Source organism: Bradyrhizobium sp. 2TAF36, assembly GCF_052114925.1.
In the GTDB taxonomy this organism is placed as follows: Bacteria; Pseudomonadota; Alphaproteobacteria; order Rhizobiales; family Xanthobacteraceae; genus Bradyrhizobium; species Bradyrhizobium barranii.
This window is the reverse complement of sequence record NZ_JBFRFR010000009.1, coordinates 1-23,864: the sequence shown is the minus strand read 5'-3', so window position 1 is coordinate 23,864 and position 23,864 is coordinate 1. Positions and strand designations below refer to the sequence as shown.

Genomic DNA, 23,864 nt, shown 5'->3' with positions numbered 1-23,864 from the left:
GAAAGCCCCTTTGCTCGAAAAAGTGCGTCGAACGTTTGGCGACGCGCCGGCAGGGTGAGCGCGACTGGTTCGGTCGATTTCCGTCGGTTGTCGACATGTTTTCAGAAAACCGCGCGAGGCGCCTATGACCATGCAGATGTCACGACGAGGAAAGGAATATCTCGAGACGGCGCAGAGCCTGCTGCGCGCGGCCCGGACCATGACGGACATCGTGGTCGCGACCCGTCTCGAGATGCTGGCCAATGACTATCAGCGGCGCGCCGAAAAGGCATCAAGCGTCGATGCGGCGAGGTCATCGGCGCGTTCGGCCGGCACGCGATACGAATCGTACCCGTGATTGCGGGTTGCGCGGTGAGCCGGTCGCCCAATCAGGGCCGTCTGGTCAGTTTCCTCTCTTGCCACCCCGTGGAGCCGATATGGGCGAAGTTGTTCGACTGGTCACAAGAGCCGAGCGCGAGCGTGCGCGGCTGATCCGCGAAGCGCGCGCTAACTATGACGCCGTGTTTCCGCGGGCCGATCCCGACGGCGAGCGGCCCGTCGAGCCGCGGTCGACCACTCGGGCGGCGACGCAGAGCCCGAGTACGTCGAAGGAGCTCTCGTGACATGATCAAGATCATTGCCGTGCTCTGCAGCCTCTCGTCGCCGACAGATTGCCACGAGCAGATCGTCACGACCTCGGATTTCGCTGACGTGACGATGCAGTCCTGTCTGATGGGAGCGCCGCAGCTCGCCGAATGGATGGCGCAGCATCCGGCCGAACGTCTCGCGGCGTGGCGCTGCTCGATCGGCAAGCAGGAGGCTCGCCGGGGAGCGTAGGTGCGAGGAGCCCTGTTGCCAATGCAGGCATGTGCGAATACGTTGGCCCGAGGTCCGCCCACGTTCCTTCGACTGGCCGCGCGTTCATGCCAAAATTCCTTCGCATCGGAGTCCATCAGTCGAACGTATCGGGATACACGTCGAAGGCGTGGTGTGTCAGGCGCGTCGGCTCGGCGGTTTTCCTGAAGTGGGGCGGCGTGGAGGTCCAAGGCACCGGTGCCGGGCGCAAGGTCTACTGGACGCGCTCGCCGCAGGAGAAGACAGTTCGGTGCGGCACGGCGCAGCGTGCCCAGGATTACGCAAAGGCCGCGATCGCGCGGCGCCGCAGCCATCGCTATGAGCCGCTGGCCGGAGCTATCGCGCTCCGGCGCCCCCCCGCCGAGCGCGGCACCGATCTCAAGCGGGCGCTCGCCACCATCCTGATCGTCGATATCGTCGGCTCCACCGCCAAGGCCGCGAAGCTCGGCGATGCGCGCTGGACCAAGGTGATGGGCCATTATTACGCAGCCGTCCGCAAGGAGCTGAAGAGCTCGCGCGGAAAGGAAGTCGTGACGACGGGCGACGGCGTGCTAGCGACGTTCAAGGCGCCGGCTGCCGGGATCAGTTGCGCGACCGCGATCCAGAAGGCGGTGCGCACGCTGGGGCTAGAGATCAGGGTCGGCCTGCATGCGGGCGAGTATACGATCAGCGGCGGCGAAATGGTCGGTCTCGCCTTCCACATCGGCACCCGCGTCGCCGCGAAAGCGCGGGCCGGCGAAGTCTTGGTCTCGAGCGCGGTCAAGGATTTGCTGAAGGCACCATCGACGATCAGCTTCAGGGATCACGGCATGCACCAGCTCAAGGGCGTGCCGGAGCGGTGGAGGCTGTATCGGGTGGAGGCGTGAGGCGTCCGGCAAGGGTGGACACCGGACCGCCTTCGCGCCGCGCCGGCACGGCTTCAATGATGCGGCAGAATCTCGCCGAGGAATTTTTTGGTGCGCTCGTGCTGCGGGGCCCTGAAGAAGACTTCCGGCTCCGCCTCCTCGACGATCCGTCCCTCCGCCATGAAGATCACGCGGTCGGCGACCTGCCGGGCGAAGCCCATTTCATGGGTGACGCAGATCATGGTCATGCCGTCGGTCGCAAGCCCGATCATGGTGTCGAGCACCTCCTTGACCATTTCCGGGTCGAGCGCCGAGGTCGGCTCGTCGAACAGCATCACCTTGGGCTCCATGCACAGCGCCCGCGCGATCGCCGCGCGCTGCTGCTGACCGCCGGACAATTGCGCCGGGTATTTGTCCGCCTGGTTGAGGATTTTGACACGGTCGAGCAGCCGCCGCGCGGTCTCCTCGGCCGCCGGGCGCGGAATGCCGCGAGAGCGGATCGGCGCCAGCGTGCAGTTCTCCAGCACCGTCATGTGCGGGAACAGGTTGAATTGCTGGAACACCATGCCGACCTCGCGGCGCACCGCATCGACGGCCTTGCCTTGGCTGCCGAGATGGACGCCGTCGACGACGATCTCGCCCTTCTGGTAGCTCTCGAGCGCATTGATGCAGCGGATCAGGGTGGATTTGCCCGATCCGGACGGCCCGCACAGAACGATCTTTTCGCTCGCACGGACCGCCAGGTTGATGTCGGTGAGCACCTGGTAGGTGCCGTACCATTTGTTGACACCGCGCATCGCGATCATCGTGTCCGCCGTGGCTGCGACCGGCATGGCTGCGACCGACATGGCTGTGACCGACATGGCACTCTCCCTCAGCTGACGGTGAAGGGGATGCCGGGAATGCTGTCGGGGAAAGCCGGCAGCGGGTTGTTGATCCACTTCGGATAGATCCTGGCCCATTCGCCGCTGGCGATGATCTTGTCGATGAAGCCGTTGACGAAGGCGTTGATCTCCTTCTCGCCGAGCCGCGTGCAGGCGCCGTTATAGAGTTTGGTGAATTCGAGCTTGTTCTCGTAAGTGCCGGGTTTGGATTCGTTGAGGCGCGGAACGTAGAAGATGTTGCCGCCCACCGCCTGCACCTGCCCGGACAGCAGCGCCTGCATGGTCGGCGCATCGCCGTCGAAGCGGCGGATGGTGGTGCCGGGAGGCGCCGCCTTGGTCACGTCGGTGTCCTGCACACTGCCGCGCGCGACACCGATGACATATTTGCCCATGTCGGCCGGCGATTTGATCTCGATCTCCTTCGGCGCGATGAAGGTGATGATGTTGGCACCATAGGGCCTTGAGAACTGCACCGCCTTGGCGCGCTCCGGCAGCATCGCCATGGTCGCAAACAGGATGTCGACGCGTCCCGACGTCAGCGCCGGGATGCGATTGGCGACGGCCAGCGGTGTAAATTCCGCGGCGACGCCGAGCTCTTTTGCGAACAGCTCGGAGAGGTCGGCATCGAGGCCCTCCTGCTTGCCCGAGGAATTGACGAACCCCCAGGGCGGATTGTCGCCCTGGATCCCGATCAGCACCTTGCCGCGCGCCTTGATCTCCGCGGGCGTCACCGCGTAAGCGGCGCGCGACAGCACGAACGGCGAGGCGATCGCGGCGGCGCCGAGCGCCAGCATGTGGCGGCGATTGAACTGGATTGTCTTTTTGGTCATCATTCCCTCCTCTGTGTTGAATTCATCATCGTGCCGCGGTGACGAGCCGCCGCTCCAGCCAGGCGCCATAGAGCGAAAGCGGCCAGCACAGCGCGAAATAGAGCGCGCAGACCAGGCCGAGCACGAGCAGCGGCTTGAAGTTCTGGTTGGAGACGATGGTCCCGGCGCGCATCAGCTCGGTGAAGCCGATGATGGCGGCAAGCGAGGTGCCCTTGATCAACTGCACCAGGAACCCGATCGTCGCGGGCAGCGAAATGCGGATCGCCTGCGGCAGCACGACGTCCTTCATCCGGTCGAGATAGCCGAGGCTGAGCGCCTTGGCGGCCTCGACCTGGCCGCGCGGCACGGCCTCGATCGAGCCGCGCCAGATTTCGCCGAGGAAGGCGCCGGCATGCAGGGTGAAGCCGATCGAGACGGAAACCCAGGGATCGAGCTTCAGCCCGGCGAGCGCGAGGCCGTAATAGACAACGAACAGCTGCATCAGCAGCGGCGTGCCCTGGAACAGCGCGATGTAGGCGGCCGCGCCACGTTCGAGCCAGCGCCGGCCCGAGGTGCGCGCCAGTGCGACGCCGAGGCCGGCGACCGAGCCGAGCGCGAAGCCGATCGCGGACAGCGCCAGCGTCCATTTCAGGCCGCCGAGCAGGAACAGGAACTGGTTCTTGTCCATGCGCCGTCCTCACTTCACGGGATAGAGCAGGAAGCGCGCGTTGATCCGCGCGAACATCTGCATCAGCATCCACGACATCGCGAGATAGAGCAGCGTGACGACGCCATAGACCTCGAAGCTGCGGAACGTATTGGTCTCGATCGCCTGTCCGACCGAGGTCAGCTCATAGGCCGAGATCGCCGATGCGATGCTCGTCGTCAGCGTAAGCATGATGAACTGGCTGGTCAGCGACGGGAAAATCGCGCGCAGCGCCGGCTTCAGCACGATCAGGCGGAAGATCAGGGTCCGGCTCAGGCCGAGCGCCAGTCCCGCCTCGACCTGCCCCTTGTTGATCGACTGCACGCCGCCGCGGATAATCTCGATCGCATAGGCGCCGCCGTTGACGCCGAGCGCGATGATCGCGGTCAGCGTGGGATCGAGGCGGATGCCGACCATCGGCAGCGCGAAGAAGACGAAGTAGATCTGGCCGAGGAATGGCGTGTTGCGGATCGCCTCGACGAACGCGATGACTAGCCAGCGCAGCGACGCAAGCCGGGAATCGCGCAGCAGCACGCCGCCGATCCCGATGATCAGCGCCAGCACCATGCCCGACAGCGCCAGGCCGAGCGTGCCGGCACAGCCCCAGAGCAGCTCCGGCAGGCCCTCGATCACGGGTCCGAAATCGAACTTGTAGTTCACCTCGCTCCTCCCTCCGGGCCGCCCTCTTGGCGTGGCCGGGCCGCCCTCTTGGCGTGGCTTGGCCCGTTCGCGTCTGTCCGACGGCGGTGAAAGCCGTGCTCTAGGTCGTTGCCTGCTCGCCTTGTCCTAGCCCCGCGTAGCGCTCGCGCAGGTCGATGCGCCGTCGCGCCGTCGCGGCCTCTGCGATCGCGAGCGTCACCAGCAGGCTTCGCGCGCCGTCCTCGACCGGTTGCAGCGACGGCGTCACGCCCCGGACCACGTCGCGGAAATGATCGAGCTGGGCGACATAAGGATCGGTCGACGCCGCATGATTGGCCTGCGCCTGGATCGGCCTGTTCCAGTCCTGCGCGCCGCCTTCCTGCGTCCATTGATCGAGACTTGGGAATTCGATCGCGCCGCGGCGGCCCATCAGGCGGTAGCTGCTCTGTCCGCTGAACGGAAACTCCGGCGCCTCGCCGAGTCCCTGCTCCATCGTCCAGGGCGTCACCGCGCAGTCGCTGAGGAAGAACGTGCCGAGCGCGCCGTTCTCGAATTCGAGCAGCGCGGCGGCGGTATCCTCGACCGCGAAGCCGCGCTGCCGGTTCGCGGCGATGGCCTCCACGGCGACGATCTCGCCGACCGCGAAGCGCAGGAAGTCGATCTCGTGGATCAGATTGATCAGGATCGGCCCGCCACCGGCTTGCGAGCGCCAGGGCGCAGCCTTGAAATAGTCGGCCGGCTTGTGCGTGGCCCAGATCGCCGAGACGCCGACGACATCGCCGATACGGCCCTCGCCAAGCAGCGCCTTGAGCGCCTTCACCTGCCTATGATGGCGGCGGTGATGCCCGACCAGCGACCGAATGCCGGCCTTGCGGACTTCCGCGATCAGGCCGGCGGCGGTCTCCAGCGTATCGGTGACCGGCTTTTCGATCAGGATATGGATGCCGGCCCGCGCGCATGCGATGCCGTTCTCGGCGTGGAGCTGATTGGGCGACGCGATGATCACGGCCTCGGGCCGCGCCTCGTCGAGCAGCTTCCGGTAATCCGCGAAGACGCGTGCGCCGGGCTGCTCGGCCGCGACCTGCTCGGCGTTGACGTCGGCGATGCCGGCGAGCTCGTAGTCGCCATGCTCGGCCAGCTTGCGCAGATGTTTGCGCCCGATCAATCCTGCGCCGATCACGCCAATCCTGATTTTTGTCATCTCGTGCATTCCGTTGGGTTTAGGCCCAGCCGTGGCAGTCGCGGCGTCTGGCGCCGCGGGCCTGGCCTTCGAGCAAGTTCCTGGTCGCGTTGAACGCCGTGGCGATCCGCTCTCTCGCGTCGAGCGCCGGCAACGGCATCTCGACGCTGAGGGCGGCATCAGTGGGCAGCGCCTCCAGCAGTGCGCCGAGCGGCAGAGCGCCGTCGCCGGGCGGCAGCCGTCCCGCGCGCGCCTCGGCAATGATGGCCGCGTCCGTTGCCGGCGTTTCGGCGACGGCATCACAGAGTTGCGCGGCGCGGAGCCAATGGTCGGGAAGCGGGATCAGGTCGGCGGCGCGGCCGCCGGAGCGCGCCAGGTGCAACGCGTCGACCAGGATGGCGCCGTTGGTCTGGCCTGCGTCGCGGATGACCGCCGCGGCCTGCGCCAAATTGCCGATCGCGCGCCAGCGCATGAATTCGAGGTCGACGCGCAGTCCGAACGACGCGGCGAGTTGGCAGAGCTCGGCGAAACGCGCGGTGAGCCGGGACCGATCCGGATCGTCGCCCGAAGCGATGATCGCTGTGGCGCCGAGATCGGCGCCGGCTTCGATACAGCCTGCGAGCGAGGAGATGTCGATGGCGGGCTTGAGCTGGACCAGCTCGATGTCGCTGACCCGCACGCCCTCGCCGTCAAGCACGCGCTTCAGCGCTCGGTGGGCCTCGGTGCCGACCTGCGTCGGATAGGCCGGCCCGTCGCTGGTTGCCGGGATGAAGCGTAGCGCGACGGCTGCAAACCCGGCTCGCGCCGCCTCGGCAACCAGCGCCGTGGGCGCAAGCTCCAACGCGGTGAGATGGGCAAGGCCGAGCGCGGTCATGGCCTGCTCGCCCGCACAGGCAATCGCGGCAGTCGGGAGCTGGCGCGGCGGTCGCCGGTCAGGCGCATGTGTCTCCTCCCTCTTAATTAATCCATAGGTTAATTGATAATTACCCAATGGGATAATTGATGTCAAGGGCCCGCGATTGCGCTATGGAGGGAGGGCGATGCCGCGACCGGCCGCCGTGAAGGACCGAAGGGCCAGATGCCAGGTGTGAAGAAGCAGCCCGTCCGGGCGGCGAAGCCGGTGCCGATCAAGCGGCGCGACCGCGAGCGGACGCGGCAGGAGATCCTCGACATCGCCTTCGAGGAGTTCGCCGAGAACGGCTTGTCCGGCGGCAACACCGACGCCATCGCCGCCCGCGCCAACATCACCAAGCGGCTGATCTTCTACTATTTCAACTCGAAGGAAGAGCTGTTCACCGCGGTGCTGGAGATGGCCTATGCGGAGATGCGCGCCGCCGAGGAGGATCTGCATCTCGAGGCGCTGGAGCCGGAGGCCGCGATCCGCCGGCTTGCCGAATTCACCTTCGATTTCCACCAGGCCCATCCGCAATTCGTCCGCCTCGTCAGCATCGAGAACATCCATCGCGGACGGCACATGGCCATCAGCCGCAGGCTCAAGGAGATGACGCAGCCGAGCATCAGCCAGATTGCCAAGGTGCTGGAGCGCGGCGCGGCCTGCGGCGCGATCCGGCCCGGCATCGATCCGGTCGAACTGCATATGACGCTGAATGCGCTGAGCTTCTTCGCGGTCGCCAACCGTCACACGTTCGAGGCGCAATTCGCCTTCGACATGTCCTCGCCAAAGGCGAGGGCGCAGCGCCGCGCCGAGATCGCCGATCTGCTGTGGCGTTGTGTGCGGGGGGATCGAACGGCGGCGGTGTGAAGACCTCGCGCGGCCGGAGCGGGCAGGGCCCTCCGGCGCGCCTTCAAAGCTCCCGTCCGATCAAGCGGTCCGCCGAGAATCGCCCGCCGCCTCGAAACGACATGTGCAGGGCAACGAGGCCCATCAGGAACGGGTACTCCATGCCGCGATCGATCCAGGCCCATTTGGGGTAATGGATAAGGCAGATCATCGCCATCTGCACGGCGACCATCGGCGCGACGAGGCGGGTGAACAGCCCCGCGGCGAGCATGATGGCCCCGATGGTTTCCAGCAGCATCACGAAATAGCCGAACGCCACCGGGGCCGGAAAATGCAATGAATTGGTGATGAAATTGATGGAGCTCGCGAACGGATTGGCCATGGCGCCGTGGGACTCGCCGAGCAATTTCGGCAAGCCGTGCGTGAACAGGATCAATCCGAAGGCAACGCGCAGAAACGCATAGGAAACGGGATTGGCGATCTCGTAGAAATTTCGCAAGCCAGGCAACAGCAGGGACGCGGGGCTGTGCCGTGGGGCCCCGCCCGTGATCGCATCGCTCATGGTCATGATCTCCAGACGATGCGGCTTCAGATGATGCCGCCATTGGCGCGCAGGATCTGGCCGTTGATCCAGCCGCCGTCGGGCCCGACCAGGAACGAGATCGCGCGCGCGATGTCGTCGGGTTCGCCGAGACGATGCAGAGGCGTCCGATCGATGATCGGCGAGATGTCGTGCTGATTGGCGTTGTGGAATAGCTCGGTGTTGACAGGGCCCGGCGCGATCGCGTTGACCGTGATCCGCCTCACGCCCAGCTCCTTCGAGAGGATGTGGGTGATCGCCTCGATGCCGGCCTTGGTCGCGGCGTAAGCCGCATAGGTCGGCTGATAAAGCCCGACCACGCTCGTTGAGAAATTCACGATCCGGCCGCCCTCGCGCAGCCGCTTCGCCGCTTCACGCAGCGCATAGAAGGTGCCCGTGAGGTTGATCGCGATGGTCTGGTCCCACACCTCGTCGGTGGTCTGGGCCAATGGGGCGACCTTCATGATCCCGGCATTGTTGACGAGCACGTCGACGCCGCCGAACGCCGTCTCGGCCGCGTCGAACAGCGCGCGCACGTCAGCCAGCTTGCTGATGTCGGCTTTGACCGCAATCGCCGCTCCACCGGCGGCCTTGATCTTCGCCACCAGCGCCTCGGCTGGCGCAGCGCCGCTCGCATAGTTGACGACGACGGYGACGCCGTCCCGCGCCAGCCGCTCGGCGACCGCCGCGCCAATGCCCTTCGAGCTGCCGGTGACGATGGCTGTGCGTGGGTGCTGGGTGGTCATGGTGGGGTCTCCCTGTTTGATGGGGAGATAATAGGCAGGGAGGTTGGCTGGATAATCCCGCTGGAATTGGCTTCACTGTTCGGGTGGGGCGAACAGTGAATGGTGCGGTATCCGCCGCTGACGGCTTGGCGGCCCTTACCTTGGCATGAGGGAGGTCACCACCTCAACGTCACCGCAGCCCCGTGCCTGTGTCAGCGTCACGCATCCTGTGGCGCGGCTGCACTGGCGGTCCGTCGCCGTGCCGGCAGGAAAAGCCCCGCAATCGCGCCGGCCAACGACAGCATTGCGGCGAGGCGCATCGCCGCAGCAAATCCGCTCTCGAAATGTGCGGCCGAGTAGGCCCCGCCGTTGGCCGAGAAGCTCGCCACCAGCGCAGCGATGCCGAACATGCCCCCGAGGAAGCGGCCCATGTTGAAGACGCCGGACGCCTTGCCCATTTCAGCCACCGCGACCGAGCTCAGGATCGCGTTCTGCGCTGCCGGCATCGCCATCGAGACGCCGACGCCGGCCAGCACCAGCGGCGCGACCAAGGCGGAGTAGGCGACCGTGGGGCTCACGATCTCCGCGATCCAGCCAAGGCCGATCGCCTGCATCAGCAATCCCGTCACCACCAGCGGCCGCTCGCCGAACCTGTTGACGACCGCGCCGGCGATCGGGGCGGTGACGAACAGCGTCGCGGTCCAGGGCAGCAGGCGAAGTCCGGCGCCGAAGGCGTCGAAGCCCAGCGTGGTCTGCAGGAACTGCGGCAGCAGGAACAAGACGCCATACATCGCGGCGTAGAACAGGACGCTTGCGGACATGCCGGAGGCGAGGGCGCGCGATGCAAACAGTCGCATCGGCACCATCGGCGCGGCCGCGCGCAATTCCCAGAGCACGAAGCCGGCTGTGAATACCAGGCCTGACATCAGCGTGCCCATGACCTCGGCGCTCGCCCACCCCACGGCGTTGCCGCGCAACAGGCTCCAGACCAGCGCCAGCGCCGCGAGGGCGACGAGCGCCAGTCCGGCGATGTCCAATGCGGAAGCCGGTCCGAAGCTTTCGCGCAAGCGTGCCAGCACCAGGGCGATCGCGATCAGGCCGATCGGCAGGTTGATCCAGAACACCCAGCGCCAGCCGAAATGTTCGGTGATGAAGCCGCCGATGGCGGGGCCGATGATCAGCGCGCAGCCGGTGATGCTGGCGAAAATGCCAAGCGCGCGGGCGCGCTCCTCGCGGCCGAACGTGCCGCTCAGGATCGCCATCGCCAGCGGCATCACCAAAGCGGCGCCGGCGCCCTGCAGCGCGCGGGCGGCGATCAGCGCGGTGGCATTGCCGGCGAGCGCACAGGCCGCCGATGCAACGACGAACAGGGCGATCCCGGCCGCGAACATGCGGCGGCGACCGAAGCGGTCGCCGAGCGCGGCGCCGGTCAGGAGCAGCACGGCAAAGGTCAGGTTGAAGGCGTTGACGGTCCATTGCAGCGTCTCGACCGGGCTGCCGAATTCGGCGCGGATGGTCGCGAATGCCGTCGTGATGATCATGGCGTCCAGCGCCATCATGAAGGATGCCAGCGCGGTGACGCCAAGCACCCAGTTCTTCTCGGCGCGATTGGTCGGGGTCTGCATCGCCCTCTCTCCGTGTGTCGAGCCACCCTGTCGCGGCGCGTTCTGTGGGCTAGACGAGGTCGGAGGGGCAAAGGATGCGCCCGGAAATAATTTTTCCCCGGCTGCATCCTTCGCCGGCCGCCAAACGTCCTTGGGGATGACGCGGCCATTGACGCGAGCTTGATCCGGAAAGCGGGGCACCGGTTTTCCGGGAGGGTCATGCCGAAATGGAAAGATGGCGCGCGATGGGCGAGCCAGGTCGCGAGATGAGCAAGGAGAGCGCGATGAAAAGGACGTTGATCAGGTACAAGGCCAAGCCCGAGCTGGCCGACAGGAACGCCGAGCTGGTTTCGGCGGTATTTGCCGAATTGAAGGCGGCCGGGCCGGACGGCGTGCGCTATCTGACGCTGCGGCTGGAGGACGACACCTTCATCCATCTGGTCGAGGCCGCGGCCGAGGACGGCTCGAGCCCGATCCCGAAACTCAGGGCGTTTCAGGCGTTCCAGGACGGCATCCGCGACCGCTGCGCCGAGCCGCCGCTGGTTCGTGATGTGAGGATCGTCGGCAACTACCGTATGCTGAACGAGTCCTGACCAGGCGAGGCGGAGGAACAATGGCGCCAGAGCCACCGGCCACCATCGATATCGAGGCGCTGCTGGCGCAGATGCGGCCGAAGCTGCATCGCTACTGCGCGCGCATGGTCGGCTCGGTCATCGACGGTGAGGATGTGCTGCAGGATGCGCTGATCAAGGCGATGGGAGCGCTGCAATCGGTCACGCCCGTCGTCAATACGGAGGGCTGGCTGTTCCGCATCGCGCACAACACCGCGCTGGATTTCCTGCGCCGCCGCAACCGACAGGAGGCGCTTCATTCGGCTGAGGAGGTGGAGATGATTGCCGACCAGCTCGATGATGTGGAAAGCCGCCAGATCGCTGCGACCAGCCTGCGCACCTTCATGCGGCTGCCGGTGGCGCAGCGGTCCAGCGTGATCCTGATGGACGTGCTCGGCTGCTCGCTTGCCGAGGTCTGCGACATCATGGATTTCAGCCTGCCGGCGGTGAAGGCCGCGCTGCATCGCGGGCGCACGCAGCTGCGTGAGTTCGCCGAGGAGCCTGACGATGTGCCGCAGCCAGGCCTGTCGGAGGCCGATCGCACGCGGCTCAACGCCTATGTCGGCCATTTCAATGCGCGCGACTTCGACGCGATCCGCGCCATGATCGCCGATGACGTCAGGCTCGAGCTCATCAACCGCACCAGGCTGAACGGCAAGGCCGAGGTGTCGCGCTATTTCGGCAATTATTCGAAGATCAGCGACTGGCACCTGGTGACGGGGCAGGTCGACGGACGTCCCGCGATCCTGGTGTTCGATCCGAATGAGCCGAGCGGGCGGGCGAAATATTTCATGCTGTTGAACTGGTCCGCCGACAAGCTCGCCATCATCAGGGATTTTCGTCACGCAGCCTACGTTATCGATGGTGCGGAGTGCGTAGTGGATGGAGGGTGAGTGGGCGTGGCCGGCAGCGTGGTCCGCGCTTCAGTTTCAATGACCGCTGAGTGGGGAGGGGGCATCGACTTGCCCGGGGGCCTCGCCGCTTGTTGGAGCGCCCCGCCGGTGCTATTGGTCTCCACCGCCTCTTCGCTTCCATTCAGTCCGGGCAGAACATCTATGGCGCGCGTTGCTCGAGTGGATTTGCCGCAGCGTTCGGTGCTCAAGCCGCTCTACGCCAAGGCGGGCTTCGCTGACGCATTCGCGATCGATCTGCCGAGCCATGCGACGGGCGACGCCGAGCGCCTCGCCACCCATATGCTTATGGGTCAGGCGCGGTGGGTTGGCTGGCTGGTGGCTCTAAGGGACACTTTGGTTGCGGGGTTCGGTCTTAAGACATCGTCTGACTTGCGCGATGACGTTGCGACCGACAGGATCGATTTCTTTCGGGTCTACGATCGGCGTCGTCATGAGATTATCCTTGGCGAGGACGATCGCCATCTCGACTTCCGTTTGTCCGTTTTGGTTGAAGAGTCCGCCTTGTGCCGCCGACTTGTCGCCACAACGGTCGTGACCTTCAATCATTTGGGAGGGCGGGCCTATATCGCGGGAATCGCGCCCTTCCATCGCCTGATCGTAAAGTCGTCCTTGCGTCGAGCCGAGCGATCGGGCTGGCCAGCTGAACTGTAAGGTCGCGCGCCGCGGCGCAAGAGCGGAGCACGGGCGTGCCGCCCCTGTGGCACATAACAGCGATTTAATCTCTCCGGCTGCGAAGTATTCGAGATCTCAAACGTTAGCTTACGAGAGTCCTCGCATCCGGCGAGCGCTACACAGGAGTTCCCTCATGCATCGTCATCTTGCCATCGCCGTCCTTGCGGCCGTTTCCACCTTGACCGTCGCGGCATCCTCTACCGCCGCGTCCGCAACCGAGGTGCAAGACAATTATTGCCTGCAGGGCCGCCAATCGGGCTACCCCGGCAATTGCGAGTTTTCCACCTATGAGCAGTGCCGCGCCACCGCGAGCGGCACCAACGAGAGCTGCGGTATCAACCCGATGCGGGCCTACGCGCCGCAGCAGCAACGGCACGTGCTGCATCGCAGCCGGGATTGAGCGGCAAGCGATGAAGGGCGCCGGCGACGGCGCCCTTGTTCGATGTGGCTGCTCCACCGAAGCAGCCGCAATGCGTCGGGACGCATAGGCTGCCCGTCGATGGCGAGCAATCCAGCGCTGTCGTCGTCATCTCCCGAAACCGCGAAAGACCCGATGCGGCCCTCGATCGCAAACATCGGGAATCGCGGCGACCGGAGTACTCGATAATCTTCGCGATCGGAGAGGCGAGCGCGATCATGTCCAGGTTCCTGCAATGGTTCTTTCGGAATCGCGAAACCGGTGACATCACGATCGCCCAGGCCCCCAACCTCGTTCTCTGGGTCGTCATCGTGGCCGGTGCCCTGCGCTGGATCTGGCAGCCGCCGGGCAATGCCGCTATTGCCCTGGACATCGTGTTCAAAGGCGGCCTCATCGTTTGGGCCCTCGACGAGATTTTCCGCGGGGTGAACCCATGGCGGCGCTGTCTTGGCGGAGCCGTGCTGGCTTATGAGCTCACGACCTTTCTGTGATGGATCGCCCAGAATACCGCACGAAGCTTGATGTTGCCGGCCGGAATACCAGTGGCTTCATGGTGCGGGCTACTACGGTGACAGTGCTTGACTGCACCCCGTAAGATATTTGACGTTGTGAACGATAAAGCTGGTCAGGATAGCCGACCGAGAACGAGAGCCATCCAACGATGACGACCTACGTGGCCCTGCTTTACAGTGTGGTTCTCCCGCTCGGCCGGCGATTGGCGATGGCCGAGCTGCGTGCCATGGCGCAAGGCCTCGGCCTCCACGACCCCAGAACCATCGGCGCGACGGGAAATCTGACGTTTGACAGCGACAAGGCGTCGATTTCCGAGTTGGAAGAAAATCTCGAAGCGGCCTTCAACGTGCGGTTCGGCAAGCATGTCGCAATCATCGTTCGCAACGCTGACGCGTGGCGACGCCTGCTACGCGCAAACCCGTTTCGTGCCGAAGCGACCGCTGATCCGCAAAGGGTCGCCGTTCGCGTGATGCGCAGTCCAATCCCGAAAGGTGGCGAAAACGCCCTCGCACGCTATGTCAGCGATGAACGRATAGCCGTCGCCGGCGGCGATCTCTGGATCCATTTTACGGGCGATCCAGCGCGATCGCGTTTGCTTTCGGCGTTAGGCGCGGGGCGCCTGAAGGGCGTCGGCACGTTGCGCAACACGAATACGCTAAGGCGAATCGGTGACGCCGTGACTTCGGTCCGATCCAGCCGGGCTGATCAAAAATAAAATCGATTGCTTGGAAGTGCACTGTCATCTCAATCCCCCGGGAATAGAGCGGTCATCAACTCAACATCACCGCACCCCCGTGCCCTTGCAGCGCTGGCACTTCACCACCTTCTCGCCCTTCTTGAGCAAGCCTTTGCCCTCGCAATTTTTGCATTTCTGCTTCTTTTTGATGTTCGGGCCTTTTTCACTGACCATAAAATTCTCCTGCCGCGTGAGAGCGGTCGATTGGCGCCTTGTTTCGGTTGGGCTCGCCCGGCAGAACAGCCGAGTGGCGTCGGGTAAGCCCTGCACTATGCCGGTTTTGGCACGACCAGCACCGGCACGCTTCCGTACACCAGGACCTCGGATGTCTGGCTGCCCAGAAACAGCTTCCTGAGGCCGCGACGCCCATGAGAGGCCATGACGATCAAGTCGCAGCCTCTCGACTCTGCTGTTTCAATGATCGCAGTCGCCGGGTGCGCATTCGGAACGTGCAGGAGTTCCGCAGGCGTGCCGATCTGCTCCGACATGGCGCGCGCTTCATCGAGCACTTTGCCTGCACGGGCTTTGCAGGCTGCGTCATAGCTGTCAACCTCCTCCTGGGTCGGAATCCATCCCGAGGCGTGTCCGCTCCCATAGTCGACCGGCAGCGCTTCCGTCACAGTGATGATCGTCAGCCTGGCGTTCAACGCCTTCGCCAGGGCAATGCCATGCTCAACGCCTTTTCGCGCGACGTCCGATCCGTCCGTGCTCAAGAGAATGTTGGCGTACATTCGATTAATCCTTTGCTCTTCGAACAAAGTGATGCCTGGGTAATATGATCTCATACGCGCCGTGGGTCCATCCGCGTTTTCGGTCTCGCCGTCACAGCCTCAACAAGGTTCGCCTCGCACCGCGTGGACGCGCCCGGCTCTCGGCTAACTAAACTTTTATTCACGTTCGATGCAGGCAACCGAATCTGGCGTAGAGCTCTGTCTCGTGTCCGAGAAGATTGTACGCGCCTCGGAAACTACGTTGTGACTTGGGAATAAGCGCGCGACAACGCACGTCTAAGGGTGGTGGATCGGATCTCTTGCCTCGCGGGGGATCCCCCAAACGAAAGGAACCACCACGATGACACCATTCAAAAATCTCGTCGGATCAGTCCTGTCCAAGGCGTTGTTGACCGGACTGGTCGTCACCGCAATCTTCAGCACGCCGCTCCAGGCGCGTGAGCACCGCACTGGCGATCGGCACACCGAACAGGGCGTGGGGGCGAGCTCCCGCTTCGAGCGATCGATCGCTGCGCCGGCCTACCACGCATTTGCGCCAGTGCCCTCGGATCAACCGGGTGGAGTTTGCGACCACGGGGATAACCCCATGATATGCTGAGCAGCGGACCTCGCCGGCGTTCGCAAGGATTGGCGCGCGGCGCCGAAGCTCAAAGTAGCTTGGCCATTTTCATCGCAACTTGCCGCACAGTTTATCGCCATTTCGGCCGACCGATCGGTAGATTGCAGACCTGGCCGCCATGCGTGTCGAGGCGGATCGGGTCAATGGCGTGCACTGTCGGGCCGCGAAGGCAGAGAGGTCATTGCTTCCAGTTGCGCTGTTCGCGTCGCCAACATGGCGAGCAGGCTCTTGTGCAGCCGATCCCCGGGTTCGAAATTTTGCGCGAGCCTTCGGACGGTCTCGACAAATCGCATGCGATACGTCGCCGCTCTGTCGACGTCGCCGTACTTCGCGAAGATCTCGGCGGCCGTGCGGTACACCCGCCAGGAAGCAATCGGGAAGTCGGCGCTGTCGACGATCTCCAGCGCGCGGGACAGCTGCAACTGAGCCTCCGCTGAATTGCCCATGGCAAGCGCAGTACGGGCGAGCAGTCCGTGGGCCTGGGCCAGGTGATTGAGATCCGGAGCCGTGGCCACATAGTCGTGGAGCTGGCGCGCACAGCTCTCAGCCTGCGTAAAGTCGTCAACCTGCAGGTAATATTCGCCGAGACAATGATACACCTGCGTCGCGGCGGTAAACTCGATATCGATGCCTTCTTCATGCCTGCGGCGCTCGATGTCATCAAATTGCCTGCGAGCTCCCGACGGGTCGTTCAGCCCGACATAGGCCTTGGCAAGGACGGCCCGCTTGTGGAAGTAGGTCGACTGATCTCCGACCAGCAGACTATCGTCGACGCTTTCGCAGAGCTCACGGGCTCCATCAAAGTCCATCGCTTCGACGTGCAACCACGCAAGCGTCAGCCGGCACAATGCGCTGCTGGGGCCGTTCGCGTTCCTGACGGCCAGTTCGAGGCCGGCCGTGATTTCAAGTCGCAACTCGCGCCACTCGCCCAGATGAATAAGCGCGATCGACTCAAGAACGTTGAACAGAACAAAAGTGTAGACGTCGCCGGCCAGACGGGCCAACCGCTTGCCTTCCGTGCCGGCGCGGCGGCACTCCTGGTACCGCGACCTCCAGCAATCGACGATACCGGATATTCCATTGCGCCTGATCAGGATGCCATAATGCGTGGCATTCGCGCTCAGCTCGATCGCCCTGTCGCAGAGCGTGGCGTCCTGTTTGCGCCAGCCGTTGAGGAACAGGTTGACGCTCGCGCTGCTGCCCTGGACCAGAGCCTTGAATGTGTCGTCCGCCAGCGCCTGGCTTCGCGACAGCACATCTTCAGCGGCCTCAAGGCAGGCGTGGCGATCCACGCGCAAGCAGAGGCTGCTCACAGCCGTAAGGCCGTTGAGCTGTTGCTTGATCTCGCCCGCTTGTTCGGCGCAGGCAATCATGTCTCGCAGATCACGGATGGAGCCGGCGAGGTCGCCGCACGAGCGAAGAGCCCAGCTTCGCTCCCGCAGAAGAGCGACGCGGGTCGAGAATTTGTCGGCAGCATCGAAACGATCGAGTATGCCAAGCGCGCGGGTGAGATAGCTTGCGGCCTCCGCGTGGCCGAGGCGTTTCGTCGAGTTCTTTGCCGCTTCCCGGAGGTAACGCAACGCGCTCGGAAAGTCGCGACCCTGCTCAAAGTGAAGTGCGAGCGCAGGCGCTATTTCAGGGGTGCGGCCGGCATAGGCCTCCTCCAGCCTCTTGCCCAGGCGCTTGTGCGTTTGTGCGCGGCGCCCCGGCGGCAGATTCTGGTAGATGATGTTCTGATAGAGAATGTGACGGAAAGCGTAGCAGCCCGAATATGTGCCATCGGGCCACTCGGAAACCCCTGACCGAGCGAGGATTTGATCCTTCCGGATCGACGCTTCGATGTCCCTTTCGACGTCGATCGCATCGTCGGACAGACCGGCCGCAACGAGGGCCGCAGAAAATTCCTCGCCGGCAACGCTGGCGACGTCGAGCAGACGCCGCTCGTTGTCGGTGAGGCGATCGAGCTCGTGGCCGATCATGTTCACGAGGCTGTCCGGAATGCGGTCTTGCGCAAATGCCGCCTGTGAGGACAGGCGCCATCCGTCGTCAATTTCGATGATCGACTCCTGGTCGATCAAGTGCTTGAGCAGCGTGGCAACAAACAACGGATGTCCCAGCGTTCGCTCGAATACCGGCTTTGACAGGCTGGAGGCAAGCTGCTCGTCGCCGAAGCGCAATGCCAGGTAACGCTCGACCTCCGGACGCGACAACCGATCGAGGCGCAATTCGCTGCAGTATCCGTGAATCTCGAGGTCCCGGTGCAGGCGAGGGATGGGATGCCCGCCGACGGAACTGTCGGCCGGACGATAGGAGCAGAGGACCAGCACGCGCGCGTTGCCGTTCCCGCGTGCGAACCGAGACAGGACGTCGAGTGTCGCGAAGTCGCTCCAGTGCAGATCTTCGAGAACAAGAACCCAGGGGCGGTCGAGGCTCAGCGCTTCCAGAAGATCGCAGAATTCGCGCAGCATCCGTTCGCGCGTCGCGCCGAACACTTCGTCCTGGAAAGCCGCGCGTTCCGATGCGTCGATGACGCCTGGCAATTGCAGGATCCAGGTGGGTGCGTGGGCGCGAACTGCCGAAATCAGTTCCGGGCCGTTTGCGCGATAGCGGCTCACCAGCGCATCGATGAGTGGAAGAAAGACTTCGTCGGTTCCGAACCGTTCGGTGCAGCGCCCATAGAGCTGATCGAAGCCCTGTTCCGTCAGCTGCTCGAGCGCCTTGGCGATGAAGGCCGTCTTGCCGATCCCGGCTTCTCCGGTGACAAAAGCCATCTGCCGTTTGCCGGACAGGACGTGCCGCGTCATCTGGTCGATCGTCTCGAAGGAGGGGGTCCGGCCGACCACCGGGGTGGAGATTTCGGTTTTCAGAGGTACGACCGCGTTCTCGACCTCCCTGGCCGCTTCCCGCACCGTGCCGATAAAGCGGACGCCTTTGCGCGGCAAAGTCTTGATCAGCCGCTGCGCCTCGCCGGAATCGCCTATTCCGGTACGGGCTGCGTTGATGCGGGTGGTGAGCGCCGACTCCGAGACGATGCGCCCGCCCCAGATTGCACTGATCAGATCGTCCTTGGTCACCACCCGGGCGCGGTGGCGGATCAGATATTCGAGGACGTCAAAAACCTGGGGCTGCAACGGGATCGTACGTCCGTCACGGCGCAATTCCCGCCGGTCGGTGTCGAGGACAAACTCGTCAAATAGGTACAGCAAAACAATGCCTTCGGAGGTGTGCGCAAGGCGGATATTCAACCGGTACGCGGGCCCGAAAGCAAGCACACCCTTCAGAATCAAGGAAACGATAAGAACAAATTAAGCTCGCCTTAAAGCGTGGCCCCGCGTCCCGCTCGATACTTCCAGCCGTATCCGGTCACTCACACAAGGTGTTCGTGTCATGCGCTTGGAAGATAAGGCACGGCGTCTCACCCGCGTGTTCTATGGGTTGTTGCTTCACAAGATGTTTCAGTCGCTCGTGGCATCCTCCGTACCATTGTTTAACGGCAGAGCTTCACCCAGAGGCGATGCGTCAATTTCAGCGAGTTCGTTTGTCGCCTCCACGGGGTCTTCCCGAAAGGAAGGCTGGTTTGGGCGCCTCCTTCAAGCGCTCCACCATGCGCGACGGCTGCAGGCAGAGCGCACCCTTCGGCAGAACTACCACCTGATCGACAATGCGTGGCCCCAGTTTGCCTCTCGGTCAGATGTTGGAGGGCGAGACAATGCCGGTCAGTGAAAAGCCGTCCGAACGCAAGCTTCGGATTTCGGCGCCGGGCGAGAATACGCTGCTCGCAACGATCGCCATCGGCGTTGTCATTTTTCACATTCTTGCAGCCACGATGTTGACGTCGACCCGCCAGAGCGATGCTGGGGCACCGCCCGAGCCGCCCGGACTGTCGTCCGGGGACTGATCGCCAGCTCGCTATTCCAGGATTTGACAGACACGAAGGGTTAGCTCATGGGCGACATGGCGTCGTTTTGCCTGCTCAGCATCGCCGTGTTTTGCGGCGCTTTCGTCTCGGGCCTCGCGGGCTTTGCCTTTTCGGCGGTGGCCGGCGCGATTCTCCTTCACGTTCTCCCGCCACGGGAGGCGGTCCCGCTGATGATGGCCTGCAGCATCACCGTGCAAGCCGCGGGTCTTTGGGCCTTGAGAAAAAGCATCCGCTGGAAGCAGAGCTCGGGACTGGTCGTCGGCGGATTGCTTGGCGTTCCGATCGCCGTGTGGTTGCTGCAAGCTGCAGACGCCCGGATCTTCAGGGAGAGCTTTGGTCTCGCCGTCGCCTGCTACGCGGCCTACACGTTGTTCCGGCCGGCGCTTTCTCATCGCCTGCAGATGAATGCGGGACGTAATGCATTGATCGGCTTCGGCGGAGGCTTTGTCGGCGGGTTGACGGCAATGCCGGGTGCAATACCGACCATATGGTGTGACATCCACGGCGTGCCGAAAACCGAACAGCGCGGAATGGTTCAACCCTTCATCGCCGCCATGCAGATATTCGCACTTGTTCTCATGCTGATCCGAGGAGATCTGTCGACAAAGGTCCTGGTTGACTTCGCCGTCGGCATCCCGGCGCTCGTTGCAGGAACGGCGCTCGGGATTTTTGTCTTTCGCTGCGTCGATGACGCGCTGTTCCGGCGAATTATCCTCAGCATCTTGCTGGTTTCGGGACTGTTGCTGGTATTGTAGTTACGTCGGTCGCGCCTCCAGTTACAATTTCAGCCATTCGAGTACGGCGCGCAGTAGCACTGTCGCCGTAATCCCTTAAGCGTGAGCCGAACCATTCGGTGGGCGGTGCTGCTGCCCCAGCCGAGGTATCCTTCGCTTGCCGGAGGCTGCTGCTGGTCAAAACGCGTGACCTCGCGGGTGCAGCTACGTTGGGCGGGTGTTGACGGCGTCCGCTTCCTCCAAGTCAGGCACTACCTAAAATTCGATCGATCTGATTAGGCGAATCTTATGCCCGATCCGAGGCGGCGGGAATGATTTTACGGCGTGTTCAGGTCTGGAGTGGTGTCATCGCCCATTCGTTTGAAATCCGCTTTTGTCGTTCGATTATTTTCAAACCGCGAGCGCATCAATGGCTGCTATCACGTCATTCTTGGCCGAGTTGGACGAAGCAGTTGCGAGAGGAAATCCCGAGAGTTGTCTGCGGGCGCTCTGGCATGCGGCGGACATCCTGATCGCCGGCACTTATTCCGAGGAGCAGATCTGGACGTTCGGTGAGGTCATCGGTCGTCTCGCGCAAGAGATTGAAACGAGCGCGCGGGCGAAGCTCGCGGGAAAGCTCGCATGCAGCTCAAACGCGCCCTATGCGTTGACCCGGCAGATGGCAAGCGACGACTGCATCGATGTCGCATGGCCGGTTCTCAGTCAGTCGGAGCGCCTCGACACCGAGACATTGATTGCGTGTGCCAAGAACAAGAGCCAGCAACATTTGCTTGCAATCTCCAAGCGGCAAACGGTCCCGGAAACGGTCACCGATGTCCTGGTGGTGCGCGGATCTCCCGAGGTCGTAACCTCGGTCGCTTCAAATGCCGGGGCGAACCTCTCCAAATCCGGATTTCTGCACCTGGTGCGGCGGTCGGAAGGGGATTCGATCCTCGCTGAATCGGTAGGACTTCGAAAGGATATTCCTCGACATCTCTTCCACCAGTTGATCGCCAAAGCCTCTGAAGAGGTGCGGCAAAAGCTGAAGAGGGAGCGTCCGGATATCGAAAATCAGGTCCATCGCGTCGTCGTCGATGTCACCGGCGCCATTCACGCCAGGTTTGGCCCGGCGTCGAAGGATTACTTCACGGCGAAACGCACGGTGGCAAAACTGCACGAGAGAGGCGAATTGACGGAAGACAAGGTCTTCGAGCTTGCTCACTCTCTCAAGTTCAACGAGACCACCGTTGCCCTGTCGTTGCTCTGTGGGCTTCCAATAGACGTCGCGGAACGGGCATTGATCGAGAAGGATCGCGAGCCGGTGTTGATCCTGGCCAAGTCTCTCGATTTCTCATGGCCCACCACAATGGCGCTGCTGTTCCTGGGCGCGGCCAACTACCGGATAACCGTTGGCGAGCTGGATCAATTGAAGATCGATTTCCACCGGTTGAATGTCAAAGCGTGCCGGGAGGTCGTCACCATCTACCGAACGCGAAAGGAGGAGGTTTTTGGCGGCTCCTTTCAACAGCCTCGGCGCATGATCTAGGACCGCAATCCCGACGTCAGACATCCGTGGATGTGGGGGCGGCTCACGCAATGGTGAGCGTGCCGATTTGCCGTTCGCGCAGCTGTGATTTTCCACTGCGTGTCTTTTCCCAAGCGCATACCTAGCTAATCCTTGTCAAAAAAATTCGCAGGAAACGCTTTCAACAGAGCAGCCGATTCTAGCCAGCGCGAACGCTCCGCACGAAAACAACAACCGTTCGGAGTACGATTATGATTGGATTCAGGACTTCCATTATTGCAGCGATGATGTCGATTGGCGCGATAACCTCTGCAAGTGCCCAGTGCCCGACGTGGGCGACTCAAAATCCAGCTTCGTTTCAGGCGCAATATCCCAATAGGGATATATTGAACGACTGCGAGTTAACGCCAGCAGGCAGAATGGGCCTCGAACTCCCTGGCGGCGCGGCTCCCTGGTATGGGGCCAACAGGGCTTATGGGGCAATGCCTGGCGTTGCTCAACACCACAGCTTTCAGCACCGATAGCGGTGAGTAGTGGCCGTTCTTTTCGGGACGGTTGCGTTGCAGGCCCAGAAATCGGGAGACAAGTCGATGACATCACAAACCGACGAGGCTGCGCAGTCCAGGCTTATGGCGGACATCCCGTACGATCAGCAGACGAAGATCACCATCGAGCGCAGAGGCCAAATTGTACTGATTGGCATCAATCGGCCTTACATCGACAACCGGCTGGATCCGGATGCGACAGAAAGCGTGGCGAGAGCATACTACGAGTATGATCGGGACCCCTCGCTCCGTGCGGCGGTTCTGTTCGGCTATGGCGACCGCTTCTCCAGAGGTGTCGATGTCGATGCCTACAAGGCATTCGCTCAGTCGGGAAAAAAGATGATGGATGGGCCCGGCTTCATCGACCCTCTGGGGCGGACCGGGCCAGCGCTCACGAAGCCTCTGGTTGTCGCGGTGCATGGCGACACCTGGAATATGGCGCACGAGCTTTTCCTTGTAGCGGACATACGCGTAGCGTCGGAAGACACGGAGTTCGGTCAGGATGAGAATACGCACGGCCGTTTTCCCGGAGGCGGTGCAACGGTTCGTTTCCCCAGAGAAGCCGGATGGGGAAATGCCATGCGGTTCATTCTAACAGGCGATCATTGGGGTGCGAAGGAAGCCCTCCGGATGGGAACGGTTCAGGAAGTGGCCCCAAACCGAGATGCGGCTCTCGCGAAGGCTGTCGAGATCGCCAACAAGATCGCCGCATGCGGCCCTCTCGGGATTAAGACGTCCCTGGCCTCCTCCCATATGGCGCTCGAAGACTCTCAGACGGCGCTCGCTAAGCTCGGCGACCAATATAGTGCGCTGCTCACGACCAGGGATTTCCAGGAAGGCCGTGATGCCGAGGCACAAAAGCGTCCACCCGTTTACGATGGACGGTGACAACAAGCTCGCGGACGGTCGTGTTGCGTTCGCGTATCGCCAGCGTATTTCGTTCTACCAAGTCTCGCCGAAGGGCAGGCGCTCTTCGACTGTTGGGCGACGTGCCACGCCTCATTGGGATGGCGGCGGGCTGGATAAAGAAGTCGTTGGGTGCATCGGGACGGGGTTGGCAGTCAACCTCAAAACGGCAAAGGCTCTCGACGTGGCTGTACCGCCAGGGCTCCTCGCCCGCACCGACGAAGTGATCGAGTGAGGACGGCTTACTTCTCCTGATGGCCCCAATGCGAACTGCAAGCGAACTGCGAAGTGGTCCGCTTATCGGGGCGGACCGGAAGTGACCGGCCGACTTCCCAAGCGCCGTTTTTGACCCTGGCTGTGTGAAAAGCCACGAGTCGGTTACGATTCCTCCGTTTCCTGATGGGGGATGTGGATGGGACGCTTCGTTGAAGGCGCGGACAGATCCCAGCTGACGCTCTTGCCGGAATGTCTGGAGGATTGGGTAGACGACGAGGG

At 63.1% G+C, this 23,864-nt stretch carries 28 protein-coding genes; 16 read left to right on the top strand and 12 right to left on the bottom strand.

Annotated elements, in window-relative coordinates; all coding sequences use genetic code 11:
- Positions 1-124 precede the first annotated feature (124 nt).
- The 4 genes from AB4Z51_RS06430 to AB4Z51_RS06415 all read left to right on the top strand — a co-directional run bounded on the left by AB4Z51_RS06430 (position 125) and on the right by AB4Z51_RS06415 (position 1,700).
- Positions 125-337 (top strand): hypothetical protein, encoded by a 213-nt coding sequence (locus AB4Z51_RS06430; protein ID WP_063985337.1) that lies wholly within the window; start codon positions 125-127, stop codon positions 335-337.
- A gap of 79 nt (positions 338-416) precedes the next feature.
- Positions 417-602 carry a hypothetical protein gene (locus tag AB4Z51_RS06425; protein ID WP_085403277.1) on the top strand — a complete coding sequence of 62 codons (186 nt, stop codon included), beginning with the start codon at positions 417-419 and terminating at the stop codon, positions 600-602.
- Between the two features lies 1 nt (position 603).
- Positions 604-816 carry a hypothetical protein gene (locus tag AB4Z51_RS06420; protein WP_014497603.1) on the top strand — a complete coding sequence of 71 codons (213 nt, stop codon included), beginning with the start codon at positions 604-606 and terminating at the stop codon, positions 814-816.
- An 86-nt stretch (positions 817-902) separates the two neighbouring features.
- Positions 903-1,700: an adenylate/guanylate cyclase domain-containing protein gene (locus AB4Z51_RS06415; RefSeq protein WP_085403327.1), complete on the top strand. Its 798-nt coding sequence runs from the start codon at positions 903-905 to the stop codon at positions 1,698-1,700.
- Between the two features lie 53 nt (positions 1,701-1,753).
- Here the strand turns inward: AB4Z51_RS06415 and AB4Z51_RS06410 are convergent, their stop codons facing one another.
- From AB4Z51_RS06410 to AB4Z51_RS06385, 6 genes are all read right to left on the bottom strand, one after another.
- Positions 1,754-2,512, bottom strand: coding sequence for an amino acid ABC transporter ATP-binding protein (locus AB4Z51_RS06410; protein ID WP_085403328.1), 759 nt, complete (start codon positions 2,510-2,512; stop codon positions 1,754-1,756).
- A gap of 41 nt (positions 2,513-2,553) precedes the next feature.
- Positions 2,554-3,396, bottom strand: a complete 843-nt coding sequence (locus AB4Z51_RS06405; protein WP_167768141.1) for a transporter substrate-binding domain-containing protein — start codon at positions 3,394-3,396, stop codon at positions 2,554-2,556.
- 22 nt (positions 3,397-3,418) lie between these two features.
- Positions 3,419-4,060 carry an amino acid ABC transporter permease gene (locus tag AB4Z51_RS06400; protein WP_063985335.1) on the bottom strand — a complete coding sequence of 214 codons (642 nt, stop codon included), beginning with the start codon at positions 4,058-4,060 and terminating at the stop codon, positions 3,419-3,421.
- Between the two features lie 9 nt (positions 4,061-4,069).
- Positions 4,070-4,738, bottom strand: coding sequence for an amino acid ABC transporter permease (locus AB4Z51_RS06395; RefSeq protein ID WP_085403278.1), 669 nt, complete (start codon positions 4,736-4,738; stop codon positions 4,070-4,072).
- A 100-nt stretch (positions 4,739-4,838) separates the two neighbouring features.
- Positions 4,839-5,918 carry a Gfo/Idh/MocA family protein gene (locus AB4Z51_RS06390; protein WP_094184291.1) on the bottom strand — a complete coding sequence of 360 codons (1,080 nt, stop codon included), beginning with the start codon at positions 5,916-5,918 and terminating at the stop codon, positions 4,839-4,841.
- Between the two features lie 19 nt (positions 5,919-5,937).
- On the bottom strand, positions 5,938-6,771 hold the full coding sequence (locus tag AB4Z51_RS06385; protein WP_085403280.1) for a sugar phosphate isomerase/epimerase family protein: 834 nt from the start codon (positions 6,769-6,771) through the stop codon (positions 5,938-5,940).
- A gap of 204 nt (positions 6,772-6,975) precedes the next feature.
- On the opposite strand from AB4Z51_RS06385, the gene AB4Z51_RS06380 reads away from it, so the two are divergent.
- Positions 6,976-7,659 carry a TetR/AcrR family transcriptional regulator gene (locus AB4Z51_RS06380; protein ID WP_085403281.1) on the top strand — a complete coding sequence of 228 codons (684 nt, stop codon included), beginning with the start codon at positions 6,976-6,978 and terminating at the stop codon, positions 7,657-7,659.
- Positions 7,660-7,702: 43 nt separating this feature from the next.
- On the opposite strand, the gene AB4Z51_RS06375 is transcribed toward AB4Z51_RS06380, so the two are convergent.
- The 3 genes from AB4Z51_RS06375 to AB4Z51_RS06365 all read right to left on the bottom strand — a co-directional run bounded on the left by AB4Z51_RS06375 (position 7,703) and on the right by AB4Z51_RS06365 (position 10,568).
- On the bottom strand, positions 7,703-8,200 hold the full coding sequence (locus AB4Z51_RS06375; RefSeq protein ID WP_167768142.1) for a DoxX family protein: 498 nt from the start codon (positions 8,198-8,200) through the stop codon (positions 7,703-7,705).
- Positions 8,201-8,226: 26 nt separating this feature from the next.
- A complete protein-coding gene (locus tag AB4Z51_RS06370; protein ID WP_441497171.1) occupies positions 8,227-8,964 on the bottom strand; it encodes an SDR family oxidoreductase in 738 nt (245 codons plus the stop codon).
- A 197-nt stretch (positions 8,965-9,161) separates the two neighbouring features.
- Positions 9,162-10,568, bottom strand: a complete 1,407-nt coding sequence (locus tag AB4Z51_RS06365) for a DHA2 family efflux MFS transporter permease subunit (RefSeq protein WP_085403282.1) — start codon at positions 10,566-10,568, stop codon at positions 9,162-9,164.
- A gap of 263 nt (positions 10,569-10,831) precedes the next feature.
- Between AB4Z51_RS06365 and AB4Z51_RS06360 the strand changes: the two genes are divergently transcribed.
- The 6 genes from AB4Z51_RS06360 to AB4Z51_RS06335 all read left to right on the top strand — a co-directional run bounded on the left by AB4Z51_RS06360 (position 10,832) and on the right by AB4Z51_RS06335 (position 14,390).
- Positions 10,832-11,140 (top strand): hypothetical protein, encoded by a 309-nt coding sequence (locus tag AB4Z51_RS06360; RefSeq protein ID WP_071917696.1) that lies wholly within the window; start codon positions 10,832-10,834, stop codon positions 11,138-11,140.
- 20 nt (positions 11,141-11,160) lie between these two features.
- On the top strand, positions 11,161-12,051 hold the full coding sequence (locus AB4Z51_RS06355) for a sigma-70 family RNA polymerase sigma factor (protein ID WP_441497170.1): 891 nt from the start codon (positions 11,161-11,163) through the stop codon (positions 12,049-12,051).
- Between the two features lie 162 nt (positions 12,052-12,213).
- Positions 12,214-12,723, top strand: coding sequence for a DUF2867 domain-containing protein (locus AB4Z51_RS06350; protein ID WP_063985328.1), 510 nt, complete (start codon positions 12,214-12,216; stop codon positions 12,721-12,723).
- 154 nt (positions 12,724-12,877) lie between these two features.
- The gene (locus AB4Z51_RS06345) at positions 12,878-13,144 is read left to right on the top strand and encodes a DUF3551 domain-containing protein (protein WP_085403284.1); all 267 of its coding nucleotides are present in this window, start codon (positions 12,878-12,880) and stop codon (positions 13,142-13,144) included.
- 236 nt (positions 13,145-13,380) lie between these two features.
- A complete protein-coding gene (locus AB4Z51_RS06340; RefSeq protein ID WP_085403331.1) occupies positions 13,381-13,653 on the top strand; it encodes a hypothetical protein in 273 nt (90 codons plus the stop codon).
- A 170-nt stretch (positions 13,654-13,823) separates the two neighbouring features.
- Positions 13,824-14,390 carry a DUF1697 domain-containing protein gene (locus AB4Z51_RS06335; RefSeq protein ID WP_085403285.1) on the top strand — a complete coding sequence of 189 codons (567 nt, stop codon included), beginning with the start codon at positions 13,824-13,826 and terminating at the stop codon, positions 14,388-14,390.
- 66 nt (positions 14,391-14,456) lie between these two features.
- Here the strand turns inward: AB4Z51_RS06335 and AB4Z51_RS06330 are convergent, their stop codons facing one another.
- From AB4Z51_RS06330 to AB4Z51_RS06320, 3 genes are all read right to left on the bottom strand, one after another.
- Positions 14,457-14,585, bottom strand: a complete 129-nt coding sequence (locus tag AB4Z51_RS06330) for a hypothetical protein (RefSeq protein WP_256376431.1) — start codon at positions 14,583-14,585, stop codon at positions 14,457-14,459.
- A gap of 95 nt (positions 14,586-14,680) precedes the next feature.
- Complete coding sequence (locus AB4Z51_RS06325; RefSeq protein ID WP_085403286.1) at positions 14,681-15,142, bottom strand: universal stress protein; 462 nt, start codon at positions 15,140-15,142, stop codon at positions 14,681-14,683.
- Positions 15,143-15,901: 759 nt separating this feature from the next.
- On the bottom strand, positions 15,902-19,006 hold the full coding sequence (locus tag AB4Z51_RS06320) for an ATP-binding protein (RefSeq protein ID WP_144030810.1): 3,105 nt from the start codon (positions 19,004-19,006) through the stop codon (positions 15,902-15,904).
- A gap of 464 nt (positions 19,007-19,470) precedes the next feature.
- On the opposite strand from AB4Z51_RS06320, the gene AB4Z51_RS06315 reads away from it, so the two are divergent.
- The 5 genes from AB4Z51_RS06315 (at position 19,471) to AB4Z51_RS06295 (ending at position 23,604) form a co-directional block, all read left to right on the top strand.
- Positions 19,471-19,659 (top strand): hypothetical protein, encoded by a 189-nt coding sequence (locus AB4Z51_RS06315; protein ID WP_135215561.1) that lies wholly within the window; start codon positions 19,471-19,473, stop codon positions 19,657-19,659.
- 47 nt (positions 19,660-19,706) lie between these two features.
- A complete protein-coding gene (locus AB4Z51_RS06310) occupies positions 19,707-20,435 on the top strand; it encodes a sulfite exporter TauE/SafE family protein (protein ID WP_085403289.1) in 729 nt (242 codons plus the stop codon).
- A 388-nt stretch (positions 20,436-20,823) separates the two neighbouring features.
- Entirely contained in the window at positions 20,824-21,939 is a 1,116-nt protein-coding gene (locus tag AB4Z51_RS06305) for a DUF2336 domain-containing protein (RefSeq protein WP_085403290.1), read from the top strand.
- Positions 21,940-22,508: 569 nt separating this feature from the next.
- Positions 22,509-23,351, top strand: a complete 843-nt coding sequence (locus tag AB4Z51_RS06300; RefSeq protein ID WP_244623263.1) for an enoyl-CoA hydratase-related protein — start codon at positions 22,509-22,511, stop codon at positions 23,349-23,351.
- Complete coding sequence (locus AB4Z51_RS06295; protein WP_085403292.1) at positions 23,341-23,604, top strand: hypothetical protein; 264 nt, start codon at positions 23,341-23,343, stop codon at positions 23,602-23,604. Before AB4Z51_RS06300 ends, AB4Z51_RS06295 begins: the two co-directional genes overlap by 11 nt.
- The last annotated feature ends 260 nt before the right edge of the window (positions 23,605-23,864 follow it).

Excerpts from the sequence above, each read along its gene's own strand:
- AB4Z51_RS06375 (WP_167768142.1), bottom strand. The coding sequence starts at position 8,200 with ATGAGCGATGCGATCACGGGCGGGGCCCCACGGCACAGCCCCGCGTCC.
- AB4Z51_RS06345 (WP_085403284.1), top strand. The coding sequence starts at position 12,878 with ATGCATCGTCATCTTGCCATCGCCGTCCTTGCGGCCGTTTCCACCTTG.
- AB4Z51_RS06385 (WP_085403280.1), bottom strand. The coding sequence starts at position 6,771 with ATGACCGCGCTCGGCCTTGCCCATCTCACCGCGTTGGAGCTTGCGCCC.
- AB4Z51_RS06390 (WP_094184291.1), bottom strand. The coding sequence starts at position 5,918 with ATGACAAAAATCAGGATTGGCGTGATCGGCGCAGGATTGATCGGGCGC.
- AB4Z51_RS06420 (WP_014497603.1), top strand. The coding sequence starts at position 604 with ATGATCAAGATCATTGCCGTGCTCTGCAGCCTCTCGTCGCCGACAGAT.
- AB4Z51_RS06295 (WP_085403292.1), top strand. The coding sequence starts at position 23,341 with ATGGACGGTGACAACAAGCTCGCGGACGGTCGTGTTGCGTTCGCGTAT.
- AB4Z51_RS06350 (WP_063985328.1), top strand. The coding sequence starts at position 12,214 with ATGGCGCGCGTTGCTCGAGTGGATTTGCCGCAGCGTTCGGTGCTCAAG.
- AB4Z51_RS06305 (WP_085403290.1), top strand. The coding sequence starts at position 20,824 with ATGGCTGCTATCACGTCATTCTTGGCCGAGTTGGACGAAGCAGTTGCG.
- AB4Z51_RS06400 (WP_063985335.1), bottom strand. The coding sequence starts at position 4,060 with ATGGACAAGAACCAGTTCCTGTTCCTGCTCGGCGGCCTGAAATGGACG.
- AB4Z51_RS06340 (WP_085403331.1), top strand. The coding sequence starts at position 13,381 with ATGTCCAGGTTCCTGCAATGGTTCTTTCGGAATCGCGAAACCGGTGAC.
- AB4Z51_RS06355 (WP_441497170.1), top strand. The coding sequence starts at position 11,161 with ATGGCGCCAGAGCCACCGGCCACCATCGATATCGAGGCGCTGCTGGCG.
- AB4Z51_RS06310 (WP_085403289.1), top strand. The coding sequence starts at position 19,707 with ATGGGCGACATGGCGTCGTTTTGCCTGCTCAGCATCGCCGTGTTTTGC.
- AB4Z51_RS06380 (WP_085403281.1), top strand. The coding sequence starts at position 6,976 with ATGCCAGGTGTGAAGAAGCAGCCCGTCCGGGCGGCGAAGCCGGTGCCG.
- AB4Z51_RS06315 (WP_135215561.1), top strand. The coding sequence starts at position 19,471 with ATGCCGGTCAGTGAAAAGCCGTCCGAACGCAAGCTTCGGATTTCGGCG.
- AB4Z51_RS06300 (WP_244623263.1), top strand. The coding sequence starts at position 22,509 with ATGACATCACAAACCGACGAGGCTGCGCAGTCCAGGCTTATGGCGGAC.
- AB4Z51_RS06330 (WP_256376431.1), bottom strand. The coding sequence starts at position 14,585 with ATGGTCAGTGAAAAAGGCCCGAACATCAAAAAGAAGCAGAAATGCAAA.
- AB4Z51_RS06410 (WP_085403328.1), bottom strand. The coding sequence starts at position 2,512 with ATGCCGGTCGCAGCCACGGCGGACACGATGATCGCGATGCGCGGTGTC.
- AB4Z51_RS06415 (WP_085403327.1), top strand. The coding sequence starts at position 903 with ATGCCAAAATTCCTTCGCATCGGAGTCCATCAGTCGAACGTATCGGGA.
- AB4Z51_RS06430 (WP_063985337.1), top strand. The coding sequence starts at position 125 with ATGACCATGCAGATGTCACGACGAGGAAAGGAATATCTCGAGACGGCG.
- AB4Z51_RS06365 (WP_085403282.1), bottom strand. The coding sequence starts at position 10,568 with ATGCAGACCCCGACCAATCGCGCCGAGAAGAACTGGGTGCTTGGCGTC.
- AB4Z51_RS06425 (WP_085403277.1), top strand. The coding sequence starts at position 417 with ATGGGCGAAGTTGTTCGACTGGTCACAAGAGCCGAGCGCGAGCGTGCG.
- AB4Z51_RS06360 (WP_071917696.1), top strand. The coding sequence starts at position 10,832 with ATGAAAAGGACGTTGATCAGGTACAAGGCCAAGCCCGAGCTGGCCGAC.
- AB4Z51_RS06325 (WP_085403286.1), bottom strand. The coding sequence starts at position 15,142 with ATGTACGCCAACATTCTCTTGAGCACGGACGGATCGGACGTCGCGCGA.
- AB4Z51_RS06405 (WP_167768141.1), bottom strand. The coding sequence starts at position 3,396 with ATGATGACCAAAAAGACAATCCAGTTCAATCGCCGCCACATGCTGGCG.